Raw genomic sequence first — 15,691 nt, 5'->3', positions numbered from 1 at the left:
GTCCGTATAGGAGCGAAATGTTCAAGCGATCCCTCAGGGGTGCCGTTCTGTCCGCGAGTGCCGCACTCGCCACGGCGCTGTTGATGCCCGGCACCGCCCAGGCCGCCACCCCGGACATCACCATCTACATCACCAACAGCTTCACCAACGTGGCGTCGATCAGCTACCACGACGACGGCGACAAATTCACGGTCTGCGACCTCTACGGGGACAGTCACGGCGTGCGCGGATCCCTCTACCACGCGGGAGATCGGGTCGCGACCAAGTACAACGGTCTGGGCTCGGGCAACTGCAACACCTTCACGTACGACGTCAAAGCCGCCGCGGGCGTTTACGACATGCAGGTGTGCCTCGTCGACGGTTCAAGCGACACGACGGGAAGCTCCTGCGAGCACAAGCACATCTCCGAGTAGGCGCCCCGGCTGAGGTGCCGGTCCGGGCGACCGGACCAGCACCTCAGGCGATGGTCCCGGTCAGGTGGGGGCGCTTGGAATCGACCCGGAACTCCCAGCCAGTGTCCGAAGGGGACGAGGTGAAGCGGACCGTCGACGGCAGCAGAATCGGCTGCTTGAAGGCGACCTCCACGGAGTATGCCTCCGGCAGTCGTCCCTCCAGCGCGGCCAGGCACCGCGCCTTGGTCCACATGCCGTGCGCGATCGGGCGCGGGAAACCGAACAGCCGCGCACCCAGCCGGGACGTGTGGATCGGGTTGCGGTCTCCGGAGACCGCGGCGTAGTCCGTCCCGATCCGGGCCGGCAGCCGCCAGACGGCGCCGTCGGCCTGGTCCGGGGCCGGGCCGGCGGGGCGGTCGCCCTTGGTGGTGCTCGCGGAGGAGATCCGCAGGTACGTCGACACGCCCCGCCACACCTCGGCGCCGTCGACCGACGCCGTGGCGACCATGTCGAACTGCCGGCCGCGCGGATGGTCCCGCAGGTCGACGGCCCGCACCGCCAGATCCAACCGGCTGCCGGCGTCGATCGCCCGCCGGACCGTGATCCGGTTCGCGACGTGCACCAGCCCGATCATCGGCAGCGGGAAGTCCGCCGCCGACATCAGCCGCATCGCCAGCGGGAACGCCAGGATGTGCGGATACGTCGCGGGCAGCGCGTCGGTCAGCCGCAGCCCGCAGACCCGGTCGTAACGCGCCAGGTGCGAGCGGTCCACGGTGACGCCGCGCCGCACCAGTTCCACATCGGGCAGCGTGGTCCCGCCACCCCGGCGCAGCAGGCCGAGTGCCGCTCTGGCGTACACCGCGCTCGTCCCCGGACCCTCGGTCAGCTCGACGACCGCGACCATCTCAGGCCCCCAGCAGGCTCTGGCCGCAGACCCGGACCACGTTCCCGGTTATCGTCGCCGACCCGGGTGAGGCGAACCAGGCGATCGTCTCGGCCACGTCGACCGGCAGCCCGCCCTGCGACATGCTGTTCAGGCGGCGGCCGGCCTCGCGTAGTCCGAGCGGCATCTTCGCGGTCATCGCCGTCTCGATGAAGCCCGGCGCCACCGCGTTGATGGTGATCTGCCGGCCGGCGAGCAGCGGCGCCGTCGACTGGACCAGGCCGATCACGCCGGCCTTGCTGGTCGCGTAGTTGGTCTGACCGCGGTTGCCGGCGATCCCGGCGATCGAGGCGACCCCGACGATCCGGCCGCCCGACCTGATCAGACCCTGCTCGAGCAGGATGTCGTTGACCCGCTCCGGAGCGGTCAGGTTGACCCCGATCACCGAGTCCCAGCGGCTCTCGTCCATCTTGGCGACGGTCTTGTCGCGGGTGATGCCGGCGTTGTGCACCACGATGTCGATGCCGCCGTGCGCGCCGGCGGCCAGGTAGCCGGCGAGCCGCGCGGGGGCGTCGTCCGCGGTGAGGTCGAGCTGCAGTGCCCGGCCCTTGGCCCGGTTGGCGACGTCGGCCAGGGCGTCGCCGGCGCCGGGCACGTCGAGGGCGATCACCTCGGCGCCGTCCCGGGCGAGGATCGCGGCGATCGACGCGCCGATGCCCCGGGCCGCACCGGTGACCAGGGCGAGCTTGCCGGCGAGGGGCTTCTCCCAGTCGGCCGGGGCGGGCGCGTCGCCGGCACCGATCCGGATCACCTGGCCGGACACGTAGGCCGACCGCCCGCTGAGCAGGAAGCGCAGCGTGGACTCGGCGGACTGCTCCCCGCCGGGGGCGATGTACACCAGCTGGCTGGTGACGCCCCGGCCGAACTCCTTGCCGATGCTGCGGGTCAGACCCTCGAGGCTCCGCTGCGCGGTCGCCTCCTTCGGGCCGGCGGTGGCTTCCGGCGCGGTGCCCAGCACGATGACGCGGCCGGAGACGCTCAGGCTTCGCGCGTACGGATGGAAGAAGTCGAACAGCGCCCGGAGCCCCGCCGAGTCGGTGATCCCGGTCGCGTCGAAGATCAGCGCCGCGTACCTGGTGTCGGCGGAGCCGGTCTCGACGACTCCCACCCCCGCGTTCTCCAGCAGTTTGGCGACTGGTTCGGCGAGCCGTCCGCCGGGCGCCGCGCCGAGCAGCACCGGACCCGCGGCGATCGTGTCGCCCGGGCGGTAGCGTCGCAGGCGGGGCGGGTCGGGCAGCCCGAGACGCTTGACCACGGTCCGGCCCAGACCGGAGTTGGCGAAGTTCGCGTACCTGTCAGCCATGCGAGTACCCTACCGGTCAGTAGCTTTCATGGTTGTAAATGATTCAGTGTTGTAGATGATTCAGTTTCGATCTCTGGAGGATCGCCGTGTCGACCGTGCGCCGCGTCGCCGTCCTGGGCGGTAACCGTATCCCGTTCGCCCGGTCGAACGGTAAGTTTGCCGCCGCTTCGAACCAGGACATGCTGACCGCCGCGCTGGACGGTCTGATCGCCCGGTTCGGGCTGGCCGGCGAGCGGCTCGGCGAGGTCGTCGCCGGCGCGGTGCTCAAGCACTCCCGGGACTTCAACCTGACCCGTGAGGTGGTCCTCGGCTCCCGCCTCGACCCGCATACCCCAGCCTATGACCTGCAGCAGGCCTGCGGCACCGGCCTGGAGGCGGCGATCCTGGTCGCCAACAAGATCGCGCTGGGCCAGATCGACTCGGGCGTGTCCGGCGGTGTGGACACCACGTCGGACGCCCCGCTGCAGGTGAACGAGGACATGCGGCAGGCGCTGCTGGAGCTGAACCGGGCCCGGACGCTGGGCGCCCGGCTCAAGGCGGCCGCCAAGCTGCGCCCGCAGCACGCGCTCCAGCCGGAGATCCCGCGCAACGCCGAGCCGCGCACCGGCCTGTCGATGGGCGAGCATGCCGCGATCACCGCGCTGAAGTGGAACATCGCCCGTGAGCCGCAGGACGAGCTCGCCCTGGCCTCGCACCGGAACCTGGCCGCGGCGTACGACAAGCAGTTCTTCGACGATCTGATGACGCCCTACCTGGGGCTGACCCGCGACCAGAACCTGCGGGCCGACAGCAGCCTGGACAAGCTCGCGAGCCTCAAGCCGGTCTACGGCAAGGAGAACGCGACGATGACGGCGGGCAACTCGACCCCGCTGACCGACGGCGCGTCGACCGTGCTGCTGGCGTCCGAGGAGTGGGCGGCCGCGCACTCGCTGCCGGTCCTGGCCTACTTCGTCGACTCGGAGTCCGCGGCGGTCGACTACGTGCACGGCGACGAGGGCCTGCTGATGGCCCCGGCGTACGCGGTGCCCCGGCTGCTCGCCCGCAACGGCCTCACCCTGCGCGACTTCGACTACTACGAGATCCACGAGGCGTTCGCCTCGCAGGTCCTGGCCACCCTGGCCGCGTGGGAGTCGCCGCAGTTCTGCAAGGAGAAGCTGGGCCTGGACGCCCCGCTCGGCTCGATCGACCGGAGCAGGCTCAACGTCAACGGCTCGTCCCTGGCGGCCGGCCACCCGTTCGCCGCGACCGGCGGCCGGATCGTCGCCACCCTGGCCAAACTCCTCGCCCAGAAGGGCTCCGGCCGCGGTCTGATCTCCATCTGCGCCGCCGGCGGCCAGGGCGTCGTCGCCATCCTGGAACGCTGAGATTCAAAACCATCGTGGCGGTACGGGCCGGGGCGCCCGTGCCCAGGCGACACGCCGGCTGCCCGTGCCGATACCGCGCGGGGTGATCCCCGCTCAGGACCGCCACGCGCCGTCAGGGGAGACCGGGTCGCCGTGAACGACAGGGCGACCCGGTTCGTCCTTCCTGGTCAGGACGCGGTGCAGGACGCCGTTCCGGACGGGGCGGAGCCGGTGCCCTGGAAACCGAAGCTGGTGCTGGCGCCGGCCGCGACGCCGCCGTTGTAGCTGACGTTGCTGAACGTCACCGCGCCGCTGGACCCGCTCGCCGTGGTGCTCCAGGAGTTGGTGATCGCGGCGCCGGACGGCAGCGTGATCCCGACCTTCCAGCCGCTCAGCGCGGTGGAGCCGGCCTTGACCGTGACCGTGGTGACGAAGCCGCCGGTCCAGGCGTTGTTGGAGAACGTCGCGGTGCAACCACCACCGGTGTTCGGCGGGCTGCTGGTGCTCGCCGACGGGCTGACGCTGGCCGACGGGCTGGTGGTCGCGCCGAACGCGGAGATCACCGAGTTGTACGCGGCCTTCGGGTTGCCGCTGTTGTCGAAGAGCAGCGGGGTGTCACCGGAGCGCCAGGAGTCCGAGTCGCGGATGCCCCAGACCGTGATGCCGGTGCACTTGGTGACCGCCAGGCAGGCCTTGACCACGTTCGCGTACGTGTTCGCCTGCGTGGTGCCCGACCCGGCGATGTCCAGCTCGGTGATCTGCACCTCGACGCCCAGGTCCGCGAAGCGCTGCAGGTTCGCCTGGTAGTCGCTGGGCAGCGGGGACGCCGAGTTGATGTGCGACTGGAAGCCGACGCAGTCGATCGGGACGCCGCGGGCCAGGAAGTCCTTGACCATGTTGTAGATCGCGGTGCTCTTCGCGTTGACCCCGTCGGTGTTGTAGTCGTTGTAGCAGAGCTTGGCGGTGGAGTCGGCGGCCCGCGCGGTCTTGAACGCGACCTCGATCCAGTCGTTGCCGGTCTGCTGCAGGTTGGAGCTGCGACGGGAGCCGTCCCCGTTGTCGGAGAAGGCCTCGTTCACCACGTCCCAGGCGTAGAGCTGACCCTTGTAGTGGGTGGCGACGTTGGTGATGTGGTTGACCATGGCGTTGCGCAGCGCGGTGCCGGAGAGCGAGGACGCCCAGCCCGGCTGCTGTGAGTGCCAGGCCAGGGCATGACCGCGGACGCGCTGGCCGTTCGCCTTGGCCCGGTTCACGATCGTGTCCGCACTGGAGTAGCTGAACGAGTTCTGGGACGGCTCGGTGGCGTCCCACTTCATCTCGTTCTCCGGCGTGACCATGGTGAACTCGCGGTCCAGGAGCCCGGTGTAGACCGAGTCGCTGAACTTGTAGGCGGCCGCGGCCGTGCCGAAGTACTTGCCTTTCGCCGAGGCGGCCGAGCCGAGGGTGGTCGCCGCGTTCGCGCTGGGAGAGAGGGTGAGGACGGCGGCCGCGGCGAGGGCGCCGGCCGTCAGGACGGAGAGGATGGCGTGGGTTCGTCTCATGGGAGCTCCAGTCGGGGATCTGGAAGCATCGACAGGCATCGAAGCCGCTCGAAACGCTACCGATACCTTCCGGAAACCTCAACCGGTTCAGCCCATGATTCCGCAGTTGGCAGTCTCCGAAACTTCCGGAAGATTCGACGATTGTTTCACTTGGTGAGGCGCAGCGCCGTCGCGACGGCCTCGGCCGCACCGGTGGCGTCGTCGCCGGCGGCGTGGACGGTGACCGTGGCACCGGCCTTCGCGCCGAGCGACATCAGCCGCAGGGCGCTGCGCGCCGGGGCGGAGCGGTCGCCGTGGCGTACCTCGACGGTGGCCCGGAAACCCGCGGCGACCCGGACCACCTCGGCCGCCGGGCGGGCGTGCAACGCGGCCGGCAGCACGACCTCGACCTCAGAACTTGGGGACATCGCGCGCCTCCCGGGCGGCCTCGACGACCGCCGCGAGATCGGCGCCGGTCGACGCGGTCACCGCGGCCGCGACCGCCCCCTCCACGAACGGGGCGTCCACCAGTTCGGGGCCCGGCGTGTCCGCCAGCACCGCCCGCGCGGTCAGCACCGCGCTGCCGAGATCGGCCAGGACGACCACCCCCGCGCCGGTGTCGGCGGTCTCGATCGCGGCGGCGATCCTGGAGGGACTCGTGCCCAGCTCCCCGTCGTCGGTGCCGCCGGCCGGCTCGATACGTACCTCGGGAGTCGCGACCTGCCGCAACAGCTCCCGGAGCCCTGACGCCAACTGCTCGGAGTGCGAAACCAGCACGATTCCCACGAGCCCCATGGATCGAGACTCTAGACCGCGCGAGGATGCAGTGGGTGATGGAGAAATCACCGGACGGAAGGGACCGGCCGTGAAGAAGTTCATCAACGACCCCGCCGATGTGGTCGCCCAGGCCCTCGCCGGGATCGCCGCCGCCCACCCCGAGCTGCGGGTGGACGTCGAGGAGCAGTACATCGTCCGCGCCGACGCGCCCCGCCCCGGCAAGGTGGCGCTGGTCTCCGGCGGCGGGTCCGGGCACGAGCCGCTGCACAGCGGCTTCGTCGGCCCCGGCATGCTCGACGCCGCCTGCCCCGGCGAGGTCTTCACCTCCCCGGTGCCCTATCAGATCCTGGCCGCCACCAAGGCCGTCGACGGTGGCGCCGGGGTGGTGCACATCGTCAAGAACTACACCGGCGACGTGCTGAACTTCCAGCTCGCCGCGGAGCTCGCCACCGACGAGGGGATCAGCGTCGAGACCGTGCTGGTCGACGACGACGTCGCGGTGGAGGACTCGACCTGGACCGCCGGGCGGCGCGGGACCGGCGCCACGCTGCTGGTCGAGAAGATCGCCGGGGCGCGCGCCGAGGAGGGCGGCAAGCTGGCCGAGGTCGCCGCGATCGGGCGCGAGGTCAACGCCGCCTCCGGCTCCTTCGCGTACGCGTTGACCGCCGGCACCACACCGGCCGCCGGCCGCCCCGGGTTCGAACTGCCGGCGGACGAGATCGAGGCCGGGGTCGGCATCCACGGGGAGCCGGGCCGCCGCCGGGAGAAGCTGCGCCCGGCACGGGACCTGGTCCGCTCCGCGCTCGATGTGATCCTCGACGCCAAGTCGTTCGACGGCCCGGTGATCGTGCTGGTCAACGGTCTCGGTGGCACGCCGCTGATCGAGCTGTACCTGGTCTACGGCGAGGTCGCGGAGTACCTCGCCGAGCGCGGTGTCCCGATCGCCCGCCGGTTGGTCGGCAACTACGTGACCAGCCTGGACATGGCCGGAATGTCGCTCACCCTGTGCCGGGCCACCGACGAGATGATCCGCCTCTGGGACGCGCCGGCGCGTACCCCCGGACTGCACCGGGGTGCCTGAGCGGATGGACGCCACGCTCGCCCGGGACTGGATGCGGGCCGCGGCCGCCGCGGTCGCGGCCGACACCGACCGGCTCACCCGGCTCGACGCCGCGATCGGCGACGGCGACCACGGGGTGAACCTGAACCGCGGCTTCACCGCGGTGGTCGCCGCCCTGGAGCAGGCGCCGCCGCAGACCGTGTCCGAGGTGCTGGTCAAGGCCGGCGTCACGCTGATGTCCCGGGTGGGTGGCGCCTCCGGCCCGCTCTACGGCAGTGCCCTGCGGGCGGCCGGCAAGGCCCTGCCGCCGACCGCCGAGGTGCGGCCGTCCGAACTGGTGGTGGCGTTGCGGGCCGGTCTGGAGGCGGTGCGTGGGCTGGGTGGTGCGGCTCCGGGTGACAAGACTCTCGTCGACGCGTACGGCCCGGCCGTGGACGCCTTCGAACAGGCGGTGGCCGCGGGAGCGGACCTGGCCGGGGCAGCCGCCGCCGCGGCCGGTGCCGCCGAGGCGGGGGCCGAGGCGACCGTGCCGTTACAGGCCCGAAAGGGCCGCGCGTCCTACCTCGGTGAGCGTAGCGTCGGTCATCGGGACCCGGGCGCCACCTCGACAAGTCTGATGTTCAAGGCGCTCTCGCAGGTTGCTTAAGCATCGGCGGACCGTGCCGATCAACGAGTGGCAGACACTGTCGAGGAAAGGTACGGCGATGGGCTTGATCGGGGCTTTCGACAATCGTTCCCTGCGGACGAAGATCGGCGCGGCGGTCCTGACCGCGACGGTCGCCGGCATGATCGTGGGTGGGTTGGCGATCACCACGGTGCGCGACCTGAACGGGGACGCGGCGGACACGCTGCGCCAGTCGAACGCGATCGGGTCGGACGTCACCAGTTTCAGCAAGAGCCTCGAGGCGTTCGTCGGCAACACCACGGCCATGAAGCTGTACCCCCTTCAGGCCCAGCAGATCGGTGTGGTCTGGAAGGAGAACAAGGATGCCGCCGAGGCCGCGCTGGCGAGCCTGAACAACGCGTTGCCCGGGAACGCGATGGTGGAGAAGGCGCAGGCGGACTGGGCGGCCCTGCTCAAGCACATGGCCGGGGACAAGAACGTGACCACCCCGGCGGAGCTGGTCCAGTTCCTCACCAAGTACCGGGCACTGCACGACGAACTCACCGCGGACGCCAGCGCCCTGCAGACGCAGGTGGCCACGATCGCCGAGCAGAAGATCAACGACGCGAACTCGGCGGCGAACCGGGCGGCCTGGACCATCGCCGCGGTGCTCGCCGCCGGCGTGCTGCTCAGCGTGCTGATCGGCCTCCGGGTGGCCGGCCTGGTGCGAAACAGCGTCCGTGGCGTCTCCCGGCTGGCCGAGGGCCTCGCGGAGGGCGACCTGACCCGTACCTCCGGCGTGACCGGGCAGGACGAGGTCGGCCAGATGGCCGCCGCGCTGGACAAGGGCATCGCCCGGCTGCGTGAGGACGTGGTGCAACTGGCCGCCAGCGCGACCACCCTGCAGCACGCGGCCGGCCAGCTGACCTCGGTCTCCACCGCGGTCGACGCGGCGGCCAACGAGGCCTCCTCGCAGGCCGGCACGGTCTCCTCCGCCGCCGAGACGGTCTCCAACAACCTTCAGTACGTGACGGCCGGCGCCCAGGAGATGGGCTCGGCGATCCGCGACATCAGCGCCTCGACCGCGGAGGCGACGCAGGTCATGGGCGAGGCGGTGCGGGCGGCCGCGGCGACCAACGAGATCGTGGGCCGGCTCGGCGAGTCGTCCGCGGAGATCGCCACCGTGGTCAAGGTGATCACCAGCATCGCGGAGCAGACGAACCTGCTCGCGCTGAACGCGACCATCGAGGCGGCCCGCGCCGGTGAGCTGGGCAAGGGCTTCGCGGTGGTGGCCGGCGAGGTCAAGGACCTGGCCCAGGAGACCGCCAAGGCGACCGAGGACATCTCCCAGCGGGTGCAGTCGATCCAGGCCGACACCAGCGGCGCGGTCAGCGCGATCGAGGAGATCAGCGCGATCATCGAGCGGATCAACGGCCTGCAGATGACGATCTCGTCGGCGGTCGAGGAGCAGACCGCGACCACCCAGGAGATGAACCGGACCCTGGTCGAGGCGGCCGGCGGCGCCGGTGACATCGCGGCGACCATCACCGGCGTCTCCGAGGCGACCCGGCGCACCACCGCCACGGTCGGTGACACCCGGCGGGCGGCCGACGAGCTGACCGCGACCTCGGGTCAGCTGCAGAGCGTGGTCTCCCGCTTCCGTTACTGAGGCAAGGCGCTTCCGCCGGTGCCACATCGATGCCACTGTGTAGGGCATGTACCCGCCTGAACCCTGGCACCTGCGCGGACAGATGTATCTGTCGGTCTTCCTGATCCCGGCCTCCGCCGTGCCGCCGCTTCCCGAAGTCCTGGGTGCGGCGGTGCGGCCGTTGTCGTTCGGTGGCCGGGCCGCTGTCGGCGCGGCCTGGGTCGATTACCAGCCCGGGGGCGTGCTGCACTACCGGGAACTGCTCAGCGCGGTGCTGGTGCACGAGCGCGGGCGGCCCCGGGTCAGCATCACCGACATCTGGGTGGACAGCGTGGCCTCCCGTGAGGGCGGCCGCCGGCTCTGGGGCATCCCGAAGGAGCTGGCCGAGTTCACCCTCGACGCGGACGACGAGCTGGTGGACGCGACCGCCGGGGCGCCCGGCGGCGCCCCGATCGGGTCCGCCCTCGTCAGGTTGAAACGGCGGGTTCCGGGCCGCTTCCCGCTCGGCTTCACCGTGGCGCAGGCGTTGGGCGGTCAGGTCAAGCGGACCCCGGTGCGAGGCCGTGCCGGTCTGCGTACGGCCAACGCGGCGTGGCGCCCCGACCCTGCCGGCCCGCTCGCCTACCTGGCGGGCCGGCGTCCGGTGCTGACCCTCGCGATCACCGACTTCTGGCTGGTCTTCGGGCGTACCGCGCAGGATCGGGCCGCCGCCCGCCCCCGCTGAGGCCCGCCGACCGCCCGATAGAGTGCGGTATGCCCGAACCCCACAGCCACGCGCACGGCGGCGGCCCACTCCCCAAGGCTCGCCGCCTCACGCTGCTCCTGCTCGTCCCCGCGGTCCTGGTGACCGCGCTGGGGATGCTGCTGCTCTGGCCGCGGGACACCCCACGGGCCACCGAGGCGGCCGGCCCGGCGCAGGTGAACGGCGTCGTCCAGTCGGTCACCCGCCAGGAGTGCCCGCCGGCCCCGGCCGGTGACGAGCAGCCGGTCGGCTGTGGCACCGCCACGGTGCGGCTGAGCGACGGGACGACGGCCGGTGCCGAGCTGCCGTACGGGCCGGGCTCCCCGGAGATCGAGACCGGCGACCGGGTGGTCCTGCTGGCCCTGGAGACCGGGGACGGCGGCTTCGCCTACTCGATCGCCGACCACCAGCGGACCCGGGAGCTGTGGGTGCTCGGCGCGGCGTTCGCGCTGGCGGTGATCGCCTTCGGCCGCTGGCGGGGGCTGACCGCCCTGGCCGGTCTCGCGGTCACCTTCGGTGTGCTGCTCTTCTTCATCGTCCCGGCGATCCTGGACGGCCGGTCGCCGACGCTTGTCGCGGTGGTCGGCTCCGCCGCGATCATGCTGAGCGTGCTGTACCTGACGCACGGCCTGAACATCACCACGACGATCGCGGTGGCGGGCACCCTGGCCAGCCTGGTCATCACCACCGTGCTGGCCGAGATCAGCGTCGTCGTGGTGCACCTGACCGGCGTCGCCGACGACACCTCGAACTTCCTCTCCATCACCCAGGGCGACGTCAACATGCAGGGCCTGCTGCTGGCCAGCATCGTGATCGGGTCGCTCGGCGTGCTCGACGACGTGACGGTCACCCAGTCGGCCACGGTCACCGAGCTGGCCCTGGCGAACCCGGCGTACGGCTTCCGCCGCCTCTACGGTGCCGCCACCCGGATCGGCCGGGCGCACATCGCCTCGGTGATCAACACGATCGTGCTGGCGTACGCGGGCGCCTCCCTGCCGCTGATGCTGCTCTTCGCGACCGGCGGCACCCCGGTCGGCGAGCTGCTCACCGGCCAGCTGATCGCGCAGGAGCTGGTCCGCAGCGCGGTCGGCACGATCGGCCTGATCGCCGCGGTGCCGATCACCACCGCTCTGGCCGCGTTCTTCGCGCACCGGTCGCTCGGCGGCGCGCGCGACGAGGAGCCCGGGCGCAACCCGGTGGGCGGTCAGGTCGACGAGCTCGCCGACCGGCGGCCGCCCGTCGAGAGCCGGTGGGCCGTCTTCGAGGACCAGGAGGTCAGCTGAGGCGCTCGGTCAGGGCGGTGTGCCGGCGGCCCGCGCTGACCGTGCGGACCGCGGCGGCCAGGGCCTTGCGGGAGCCGACCAGGACGACCAGTTTCTTGGCGCGGGTGATCGCGGTGTAGAGCAGGTTCCGCTGGAGCATCATCCAGGCGCTGGTGGTCAGCGGGATCACCACGGCCGGGTACTCCGAGCCCTGCGAGCGGTGGATCGTGATCGCGTACGCGTGGGCCAGCTCGTCCAGCTCGTCGAAGTCGTACTCGATCACCTCGTCCTCGTCCGTACGGACCGTCAGGGTCTGCTCCTCGGGCGAAAGCCCGGTCACGACGCCGACCGTGCCGTTGAAGACCCCCGCCGCGCCCTTGTCGTAGTTGTTCCGGATCTGGGTGACCTTGTCGCCGACCCGGAACACCCGCCCGCCCATCCGCCGCTCCGGCAGGCCCTCGCGGCCCGGGGTGAGCTGCTGTTGCAGCAGCGTGTTGAGGGCGCCCGCGCCGGCCGGGCCGCGGTGCATCGGGGTGAGGATCTGCACGTCGCGGCGCGGGTCCAGGCCGAACTTGCGGGGGATCCGGGCGCACGCGACGTCCACGGTCAGGCCCGCGGTCGCCTCGGTGTCGTCGCACGGGAACAGGAAGAAGTCGCGCATCCCGTCCAGCAGCGGCGGCCGGCCCTGGTTGATCCGGTGCGCGTTGGTGACCACGCCGCTCTCCGCGGCCTGGCGGAAGATCTGGGTGAGCCGGACCCGGGGGATCACGTCGGCGGCGAGCAGGTCGCGCAGCACCTCGCCGGCACCGACCGAGGGCAGCTGGTCGACGTCGCCGACCAGGAGCAGGTGCGCGCCCGGCGGGATCGCCTTGACCAGCTTGTTCGCCAGGATCAGGTCCAGCATCGAGGACTCGTCGACGACCACCAGGTCGGCGTCGAGCGGGTTGTCACGGTCGTACGTCGCGTCGCCGCCCGGTTGTAGCTTGAGCAGCCGGTGGACGGTGGCGGCGGGGTGGCCGGTCAGCTCGGCCAGCCGTTTCGCGGCCCGGCCGGTCGGCGCGACCAGCTGGATCTTGGCGCGCTTGGCGGCGGCGAGCTCGACGATCGAGCGGACGGTGAAGCTCTTTCCGCAGCCCGGTCCGCCGGTCAGGACCGCGACCTTCTCGGTGAGGGCGAGCCTGACCGCCGCCTCCTGCTCGGGGGCGAGGGTGGAGCCGGTGCGTTTGTGCAGCCAGTCGAGGGCCTTGGGCCAGTCCACATCGGCGAAGTGCGGCATCCGGTCCGACCTGTCCCGCAAGAGCCGGACGAGTGTGGAGGCGAGCGACACCTCGGCGCGATGGAACGGCACGAGGTAGACGTTCTCCTCCTCGCGGACCACGCCCTCCTCCTCGACCAGCTCGTCCAGACAGGATGGGATGAGCCCGGCCGGGACCTCGAGGATCTTCGCGGCGTCCTCCATCAGCTCGGCCGCCGGCAGGAAGCAGTGACCGTTGTCGGTCGCCTGCGACAGCGTGTACTGGAGGCCGGCCTTCACCCGCTCGGGGCTGTCGTGCGGGATGCCGACCGCCTGCGCGATCGTGTCCGCGGTCTTGAAGCCGATGCCCCAGACGTCCGCGGCCAGCTTGTACGGGCTGTTCCGGACCACCGAGATGGACGCGTCGCCGTACTTCTTGTAGATCCGCACCGCGATCGAGGTGGAGACGCCGACCCCCTGGAGGAAGAGCATCACCTCCTTGATCGCCTTCTGCTCGGCCCAGGCCGCGGTGATCTTCGCGGTGCGTTTCGGGCCCAGGCCGGTGACCTCGATCAACCGCTCCGGCGACCCCTCGATGATCTCCAGGGTGTCCAGGCCGAAGTGGTCCACGATCCGCTCGGCGAAGACCGGCCCGATGCCCTTGACCAAGCCGGACCCGAGGTACCGGCGGATGCCCTGCACGGTCGCCGGCAGGACTGTGGTGTAGGACACCACCTCGAACTGGCGGCCGTACTGCGGGTGCGAACCCCACCAGCCGGACAGCCGCAGGCTCTCCCCGGGCTGCGCGCCGAGCAGCGCGCCGACCACGGTGAGCAGGTCGTCACCCCGCCCGGTGGCGACCCGGGCGACCGTGTAGCCGGTCTCCTCGTTCACATAGGTCAGCCGCTCCAGCACGGCTTCCAGCACGTGCGGAGCCGGCCGGGAGGTCTGTTGCGCGGCGGGCATGGCGACCATCGTGCACGGTGTTGTGGTTTCCGCAAAGAACAGCCCCTACCGTGGCGACCATGGCGCTTTTTGATCTCACGCTTCCCGAGTTGCGCACGTACCGCTCCACGGCACCCGCCCCGGAGGGCTTCGACGGTTTCTGGGAACGCACCCTCGACGAGGCGCGCGCCGCGGCGAAGCCCGTCGAACTCGCCGAGGTGCCGACCCCGCTGCGCGGGATCACCACCTACGACGTGACCTTCTCCGGCTTCGCCGGCCAGCCGGTCAAGGCCTGGCTCAACGTCCCGGCCGGCGCCCCCGGCCCGCTCCCTCTCGCGATCGAGTTCATCGGGTACGGCGGTGGCCGCGGCCTGCCGATCGACTGGCTGATCTGGAACGCGGCGGGCTACGCGCACCTGGTGATGGACACCCGCGGCCAGGGCGGCAACTGGCGCGGCGGCGACACCCCCGACCGGGACCTCGACGGCGCCGGCCCGTCCGCGCCCGGATTCCTGACCCGGGGCGCCCGCTCCCCGGAGACGCACTACTACCGCCGGCTGTTCACCGACGCCGCCCGGGCCGTCGAGACCGCCGCCGAGCTGCCCGGAGTCGACACGTCCAAGCTGGTCACCACCGGCAAGAGCCAGGGCGGCGCGCTGTCGATCGCGGCCGCCGGCCTGCTGCCGGACCGGGTCGCCGCGGTCGTCGCCGGGGTACCGTTCCTCTGCGACATCCGGCGCGCGGTCACCATCTCCGACAGCTTCCCGTTCCAGGAGATCGTCCAGTTCCTGCGGGCCAACCCGGAGAAGGCCGCGCGGACGTTCGCGACGCTGGACCACTTCGACGTGGTGCACCTCGCCCGGCGGATCGTCGCGCCGGCCCTGTTCTCCACCGCGCTGATGGACACGGTCTGCCCGCCGTCCGGGGTCTTCGCCGCGTACAACGAGCTCACCGGCCCGAAGGAGATCGAGGTCTACGAGTGGGACGGGCACGACGGCGGCAGGTCGTTCTTCGACGTCAAGGCGCTGGAGTTCGCCGCCTCCGTGCTGCGGCTCTGACCTCGCCACCGGGTGGTGGGCCAGGACGGGTGCGGTCCGGTTAGCGGGGCGCCGATTCCTCAACCCCGGGCTCGCGGTACCGACGGGACTCTTCGCGAACCGTTGTATCTCAGGAGCCCACCATGCAGCCGACCCATCGCCGCGCCCTGCGGCTGACCGCCGTGCTCGCCGCGGGCTCTGCCCTGGCCGGATGTGGCGTGCTCGCCTCGACAGCCACCACCACGGTGTCCCCCGAGTCGACCGTCACACCCGGCCCGGTCAGCACCTTCGTGCAGACCCCGGCGGTGCCGAACACCTCCGCGCCGAGCCTTTCCAACACCGGGACGAACCTTCCGGTCGTGGTCGCATCGCTGATCAAGTACGGCCAGTGGCTGATCGCCAACCCCGACCCGGAGCGGGTCTCCGAGATCGCCATGCCCGGGTGCGCGGCGAGCAACGACCTGATCCGGGAGACCCGGTCGCTGGTGGCCCAGGGGGCTTACGTGACGACCACCGCCCCGACCGTGACCGGGTTGCGGTGGGCGTCGCCGTCGCCTTCGGGGGGCACGGTGCCGTTCGGGGACCAGGCGACCCTCTTCTTCCAGGTGAGCCGGCCGGCCGAGGCGTTGACGATGCGCACCGTGGGTCAGGAGACGCAGGTGATCTCGTACCTGCCGGAGCTCAAAGCCGCCACGGTCCGGGTCGATCTGTTCCGGGCCACCGACAAGAAATGGCGCTTCTGCGAGGTGACCACGCCGCTCGACAGCAACAGCGCGGACTCGGTCACCTCACTGCTCTGACCCGTCCCGGTCCCACTTCTCCGATCCGTCACGAAAGGCCGCGCACCTCAAGAGAGGGGTGCGCGGCCTTTCGTCGGTCTG

The 15,691-nt window shown here is 71.4% G+C and carries 15 protein-coding genes; 9 read left to right on the top strand and 6 right to left on the bottom strand.

Annotated features, from left to right (window positions below; translation table 11 throughout):
• Nucleotides 1-17: 17 nt before the first annotated feature.
• On the top strand, nt 18-413 hold the full coding sequence (locus tag CHC09_RS18560) for a hypothetical protein (RefSeq protein ID WP_089294388.1): 396 nt from the start codon (nt 18-20) through the stop codon (nt 411-413).
• 43 nt (nt 414-456) lie between these two features.
• On the opposite strand, the gene CHC09_RS18555 is transcribed toward CHC09_RS18560, so the two are convergent.
• Entirely contained in the window at nt 457-1,296 is an 840-nt protein-coding gene (locus CHC09_RS18555; RefSeq protein WP_089294387.1) for a MaoC family dehydratase, read from the bottom strand.
• A 1-nt stretch (nt 1,297) separates the two neighbouring features.
• Nucleotides 1,298-2,638, bottom strand: a complete 1,341-nt coding sequence (locus CHC09_RS18550) for a 3-oxoacyl-ACP reductase (protein WP_089294386.1) — start codon at nt 2,636-2,638, stop codon at nt 1,298-1,300.
• An 86-nt stretch (nt 2,639-2,724) separates the two neighbouring features.
• On the opposite strand from CHC09_RS18550, the gene CHC09_RS18545 reads away from it, so the two are divergent.
• Nucleotides 2,725-4,002, top strand: coding sequence for an acetyl-CoA C-acetyltransferase (locus CHC09_RS18545; RefSeq protein ID WP_089294385.1), 1,278 nt, complete (start codon nt 2,725-2,727; stop codon nt 4,000-4,002).
• Between the two features lie 167 nt (nt 4,003-4,169).
• On the opposite strand, the gene CHC09_RS18540 is transcribed toward CHC09_RS18545, so the two are convergent.
• The 3 genes from CHC09_RS18540 to dhaM all read right to left on the bottom strand — a co-directional run bounded on the left by CHC09_RS18540 (nt 4,170) and on the right by dhaM (nt 6,296).
• Nucleotides 4,170-5,522, bottom strand: a complete 1,353-nt coding sequence (locus CHC09_RS18540) for a glycoside hydrolase family 10 protein (RefSeq protein ID WP_089294384.1) — start codon at nt 5,520-5,522, stop codon at nt 4,170-4,172.
• A gap of 146 nt (nt 5,523-5,668) precedes the next feature.
• Nucleotides 5,669-5,929 carry an HPr family phosphocarrier protein gene (locus tag CHC09_RS18535; protein ID WP_089294383.1) on the bottom strand — a complete coding sequence of 87 codons (261 nt, stop codon included), beginning with the start codon at nt 5,927-5,929 and terminating at the stop codon, nt 5,669-5,671.
• Entirely contained in the window at nt 5,913-6,296 is a 384-nt protein-coding gene (gene dhaM / locus CHC09_RS18530) for a dihydroxyacetone kinase phosphoryl donor subunit DhaM (RefSeq protein WP_089294382.1), read from the bottom strand. The genes CHC09_RS18535 and dhaM overlap by 17 nt, the downstream gene beginning before the upstream one ends.
• Before the next feature lie 70 nt (nt 6,297-6,366).
• Between dhaM and dhaK the strand changes: the two genes are divergently transcribed.
• From dhaK to CHC09_RS18505, 5 genes are read left to right on the top strand one after another with little or no spacing between them, the layout of a single operon-like run.
• Nucleotides 6,367-7,359: a dihydroxyacetone kinase subunit DhaK gene (gene dhaK, locus CHC09_RS18525; protein ID WP_089294381.1), complete on the top strand. Its 993-nt coding sequence runs from the start codon at nt 6,367-6,369 to the stop codon at nt 7,357-7,359.
• 4 nt (nt 7,360-7,363) lie between these two features.
• The gene (gene dhaL, locus CHC09_RS18520) at nt 7,364-7,984 is read left to right on the top strand and encodes a dihydroxyacetone kinase subunit DhaL (protein ID WP_089294380.1); all 621 of its coding nucleotides are present in this window, start codon (nt 7,364-7,366) and stop codon (nt 7,982-7,984) included.
• Nucleotides 7,985-8,042: 58 nt separating this feature from the next.
• Nucleotides 8,043-9,611, top strand: a complete 1,569-nt coding sequence (locus CHC09_RS18515; protein ID WP_089294379.1) for a methyl-accepting chemotaxis protein — start codon at nt 8,043-8,045, stop codon at nt 9,609-9,611.
• A 46-nt stretch (nt 9,612-9,657) separates the two neighbouring features.
• A complete protein-coding gene (locus CHC09_RS18510) occupies nt 9,658-10,314 on the top strand; it encodes an acetoacetate decarboxylase family protein (RefSeq protein WP_089294378.1) in 657 nt (218 codons plus the stop codon).
• Nucleotides 10,315-10,343: 29 nt separating this feature from the next.
• Nucleotides 10,344-11,615 (top strand): YibE/F family protein, encoded by a 1,272-nt coding sequence (locus CHC09_RS18505; protein WP_089294377.1) that lies wholly within the window; start codon nt 10,344-10,346, stop codon nt 11,613-11,615.
• Here the strand turns inward: CHC09_RS18505 and recD2 are convergent.
• Entirely contained in the window at nt 11,608-13,794 is a 2,187-nt protein-coding gene (recD2, locus tag CHC09_RS18500; RefSeq protein WP_089294582.1) for an SF1B family DNA helicase RecD2, read from the bottom strand. The two genes, CHC09_RS18505 and recD2, sit on opposite strands and share 8 nt — an antisense overlap.
• Nucleotides 13,795-13,853: 59 nt before the next feature.
• Here recD2 and CHC09_RS18495 point away from each other — a divergent pair, with 59 nt between their 5' ends.
• Nucleotides 13,854-14,831: an acetylxylan esterase gene (locus CHC09_RS18495; RefSeq protein ID WP_089294376.1), complete on the top strand. Its 978-nt coding sequence runs from the start codon at nt 13,854-13,856 to the stop codon at nt 14,829-14,831.
• 122 nt (nt 14,832-14,953) lie between these two features.
• On the top strand, nt 14,954-15,610 hold the full coding sequence (locus CHC09_RS18490) for a hypothetical protein (RefSeq protein ID WP_089294375.1): 657 nt from the start codon (nt 14,954-14,956) through the stop codon (nt 15,608-15,610).
• The last annotated feature ends 81 nt before the right edge of the window (nt 15,611-15,691 follow it).

Source organism: Actinoplanes regularis, assembly GCF_900188005.1.
GTDB classification, from domain to species: Bacteria; Actinomycetota; Actinomycetes; order Mycobacteriales; family Micromonosporaceae; genus Actinoplanes; species Actinoplanes regularis.
Note: the sequence above shows the minus strand (reverse complement) of the source record. Positions and strands in the feature narration are given on the sequence as shown.